The 4,600-nt window shown below is 72.9% G+C and carries 2 protein-coding genes; one reads left to right on the top strand and one right to left on the bottom strand.

What is annotated here, in order from left to right:
- The coding region (locus tag Q0Q23_RS19770; protein ID WP_295128427.1) for a DEAD/DEAH box helicase at nucleotides 1–1,656 on the bottom strand (1,656 nt) is incomplete at its 3' end.
- A 258-nt stretch (nucleotides 1,657–1,914) separates the two neighbouring features.
- Here Q0Q23_RS19770 and Q0Q23_RS19775 point away from each other — a divergent pair.
- Nucleotides 1,915–4,131 (top strand): UvrD-helicase domain-containing protein, encoded by a 2,217-nt coding sequence (locus Q0Q23_RS19775; protein WP_295128430.1) that lies wholly within the window; start codon nucleotides 1,915–1,917, stop codon nucleotides 4,129–4,131.
- The last annotated feature ends 469 nt before the right edge of the window (nucleotides 4,132–4,600 follow it).

Genomic DNA, 4,600 nt, shown 5'->3' on the forward strand with positions numbered 1-4,600 from the left:
ATCGTCGGCAGCGTCAGATGTGTATAAGAGACAGCCGTTGCCGTGATTGGCGCCGCGAGCGGCCCCCGAGTTGCCGTTCCCACCCGCGCCGCCGGTGCGTGCCCCGCCAGTGGCGCGCTCGCCGGTCACCGGACGCGCCTCGGACTGTGCCGCACCGCGTCCGCGCCTGCGGCGGCGCGACGATCCGTCGCCGCGTCCCGCCTCGGAGCCGTCGCGACCCGCGGTGGGGCGGCCGCCGGCGTTCCGGCCTGCGCCGTTGCGGCCCGCGTCGCCACGTCCGGCGGAGTCACGACCGCCCGCGTTCCCGGTCACGTCATCGCGGCCTCCGCCGTTGCGGCCTGCATTGCCGCGACCGGTGGCACCGCCGCCGTTTCCGCCACGGCCGCCGCGTCCTGCTCCACCGGAGCCGCCAACAGCACCGGCACCACCACTGCCGCCCTTCGCCGCAGGCGCCGGCGCCACGCGGGGCGCGCGCTCGCCGACGAGCGACGTCACGGCCTCCGATTCCGCGGTGACGCGCTGCGGGGACGCGGTGATGGCGGCTGCCCGCAGCAGGGAGCGCACGTCGCCCGCCTGTTCGGGCAGCATCACGGTCGCCACGTCTCCGGTGCTTCCGGCGCGGGCGGTGCGGCCCGAGCGGTGCAGGTACGCCTTGTGCTCGGCGGGCGGGTCGACGTGGACGACCAGCTCCACCTCGTCGACGTGCACTCCGCGCGCGGCGACGTCGGTCGCCACCAGCACGCGCACGTCGCCGGTGCCGAACGCGGCGAGGTTGCGGTCACGGGCGCCCTGGCTGAGATTGCCGTGGAGGTCGACGGCGGGGATGCCCGCCGCGGTCAGCTGCTTCGCGAGGCGCTTGGCCTGGTGCTTGGTGCGCATGAACAGGATGCGGCGGCCGCGGCCCGATGCGAGCGCGTGGATCAGATCCTTCTTGGCGTCCTGGTCGCTGACCTCGAACACGTGGTGGGTCATGGCCTCCACGTGGCTCGTGGCATCGTCGACCGAGTGCAGCACCTCGTTCGTGAGGAACTTCGACACGAGCTTGTCGACGCCGTTGTCCAGCGTGGCCGAGAACAGCAGACGCTGGCCGCGCGCGGGAGTGGCGTTGAGGATGCGGGTCACCGTGGGCAGGAAGCCCAGGTCGGCCATGTGGTCGGCCTCGTCGAGCACGGTCATCTCGATCCGGTCGAGCTGCACGATGCCCTGCTTCATCAGGTCTTCGAGGCGGCCGGGACAGGCGACGATGATGTCGACGCCGGCCTGCAGCGCCGTGACCTGACGGCTCTGCGAGACGCCGCCGAAGATCGTGGTGGTCGTCAGGCCGAGCGCTGCGGCGAGGGGCTTGAGGGTGGCGTCGATCTGGGTGGCGAGCTCACGGGTCGGTGCGAGCACGAGTCCGCGGGGACGGCGGTGACCGCGGGAGCGGCCTCCCGCCGCGCCGGCCGGAGCGGATGCGCCGAGGCGCGCAGCGAGCGGCAGCGAGAACGCGATGGTCTTGCCGGAGCCGGTCTTGCCGCGACCGAGCACGTCGCGTCCGGCGAGCGTGTCGGGAAGCGTGTCGGCCTGGATGGGGAACGGCTCGGTCTTGCCGTCGGCCGAGAGGACGGCGACGAGGGGAGCGGGCACGCCGAGGTCGGCGAAAGTCTGGGAGGTCACAAAGTGCCTTTCTGGCAGGGCTCGGCCCTGTCGGGCGGGTTCGGGCGGTCGTCGCGATGAGCGGGACGTCTTCGCCGGAAAGAAGAGTGGAGGTGCGCGGCGGGGACACCGCCCGGCGCTCGCGCACGCCGACGATGTCGGCTGGCCAGTCGTGCTGGTCCGTACAGTCTACCCTGTACCGGCCGCACGCTGGCTGGGAGCGGATTCACGGCGGGAGGTCGTAGACTGTCGGCCCGTAATCCGGAAGGTGGTACGCGCGTGCAGGAATCCGAACTCGATCGCGAGCGCGCCGTCGTCTCGGGGCTGTACGAGCGATTGGACACGCTCCGGGCCGAGACGGAGGAGCGCTTGACGCGCGTGCGCCGTGAGAGTGTCGGAAGCAACCACCAGGCGCGCAGTGAACGCGACGCCTTCGCCCGCCTCTACGAGGACCAGCTGTTGCAGCTGCGCGATGTGGACTCCCGTCTCGTGTTCGGCCGCCTCCTGCTCGACGAGCGGGTCGACGGCACCGACCATCGTTACATCGGACGGGTCGGGTTGCGCGACGACGACCAGCGGTCGCTGCTGGTCGACTGGCGCGCCCAGCAGGCGAGCGCGTTCTACCAGGCCACCGCGAGCGAGCGGATGGGCGTGCGGGCGCGACGGCACCTCACCATGAACGGGCGCCAGGTGGTCCGCATCGACGACGAAGTGTTCGACGAGGCCCTGCTCGACGGCGACGCGACGGGGGAGCAGGTGCAGGGCGAGGGTGCCCTGCTCGCGGCGCTCACGGCGCAGCGCACCGGACGCATGCACGACATCGTGGCCACCATCCAGGCCGAGCAGGACCGGATCATCCGGTCCGATCTCCGCGGCGCCCTCGTCGTGCAGGGCGGCCCGGGCACCGGCAAGACCGCAGTCGCACTGCACCGTGCCGCCTACCTGCTGTACGCGAACCGGCAACGACTGAGCGCATCCGGGGTGCTCGTCGTCGGGCCGTCGTCGGCGTTCCTGCGCTACATCGAGGCGGTGCTGCCGTCGCTCGGCGAGACCGGCGTGGTGATGCAGACCCTCGGCGAGCTGTTCCCCGGGGTGGAGGCGACGGCGGAGGACGCACCGGAAGCCGCCCGGCTGAAGGGTGCGGCCGCCATGGCGCGGCTGCTGTCGCGCGCGGTCCGGTCGCGGCAGAAGGCGCCGGACGAGCCGCAGACGATCGTGGTCGACAACGAGCGACTGGTGGTGCAGCCCGAGCTCGTGCAGCGGGCGATCGCGAAGGCGCAGCGCACCGGGAAGCCGCACAACGTCGCGCGGGTGACCTTCGTCAAGCAGGCCCTCGGCGAGCTGACGGAGCAGCTGGCCGCGCAACTGCGCGCGGGCGGTTCGACGATCGACGACGCCGACCTCCGTGTGCTCAGGGAGGACCTCCGCACCTCCTACGACGTGCGTGTGCTGCTGAACACGGCGTGGCTGCCGCTGACACCGCAGAAGCTCTTGCAAGACCTCTACGCCCGGCCCGCCTGGCTGGCCGAGCTGACGCCGCGCTGGTCCACCGCCGAGCGGGAGGCGCTGCTGCGCGACCGGAGCGCCCCGTTCACCGTCTCGGACGTGCCCTTGCTCGACGAGGCGGCCGAGCTGCTGGGCGACTTCCCGGGCCGTGGGGACCCGAACACGCGGGAGCGGGAGCGTCAGCGCAAGCGCGACCTCGAGAACGCGCGCGCCGCGATCCGCAACATGGGCGTGGAGGGCCTCGTCAGCGCCGAGCAGCTGGCCGACGGATTCGCCGAGCAGATCGACCGCGGCACGACCGCGGAGCGTGCCGCAGCCGACCGGTCGTGGACGTACGGCCACGTCGTCGTCGACGAGGCTCAGGAGCTCTCGCCGATGCAGTGGCGGGTGCTGGTGCGACGCTGCCCGATGAAGTCGTTCACCATCGTCGGCGACATCGCCCAGGTGGCCTCCGCGGCGGGCGCGACGAGCTGGGACGAAGCGCTGCGCCCGTCCTTCAAGGACGCATGGCGCCTGGAGGAGCTGACCGTCAACTACCGCACCCCGGCGCAGATCACCCGGGAGGCGGAGCGCATCGCGCAGGACGCCGGGCTGCCGATCACGCCGACGCGGGCGGTGCGGGAGGGCGACTGGCCGATCCGACGCGTCGGGGCGGGCCGAACCGGCCTCACAGCGGCGGTGGCGGAGGCCGTCGCCCACGATCGTGGCATCGACGGCGAGGGCACGCTCGCCGTGATCGCGACCGCGACCGACGTCGAGTCGGTGGCGGCCGCTGTGCGCGAGCGCTTCGGCGACGAAGCCGCCCGGGGCGCCGCCGGCCTGACGCGACCGATCTCCGTGCTCACCGGCTACGAGGCGAAGGGCCTCGAGTTCGACGCGGTCGTGCTCGCCGACCCCGCGGCGCTCGCCGCCGAGTCCGTTCGCGGCGCGGCCTCCCTGTACGTCGCGATGACCCGCCCCACGCAGCGCCTCACCCTCGTCGCCCGCTGAGCGCCGCGGGCCCGCGCCGCGGGCGCTGGCGCTGGCGCCGAGGGGCCGCCGAGGGGCGCGTAGGCGCCACTAAAGCGCCCGTTTGAGGGCGTTTGCGCGCCTTTCGAGCGCCCGTCGAGCGCCCCTCGTGCGCGCAGGTTGCACCCTCTCGTCTCGCGAGCGAGCGCCCTCCCCCTGATGGCCCGGTGAAGTGTTGCCGAGGGGCGCGTAGGCGCCCCTAAAGTGCCCGTTTGAGGGCGTTTGAGCGCCCTTCACGCGCCCTTCGGCGCACCTCGTGCGCCCCTCGCGCTGAGGGGCCCGGTGAAGGGTCGCCGAGGGGCGCGTAGGCGTCCTTAGAGTGCCCGTTTGAGGGCGTTTGGGTGCCCTTTGCGCGCCCTTCGGGCGCCCTCGCGCTGAGGGGCCTGGTGAAGGGTTGCCGAGGGGCGCGTAGGCGTCCTTAGAGTGCCCGTTTGAGGGCGTTTGGGTGCCC

This window comes from uncultured Leifsonia sp. (genome assembly GCF_945957465.1).
Lineage (GTDB): Bacteria > Actinomycetota > Actinomycetes > Actinomycetales > Microbacteriaceae > Leifsonia.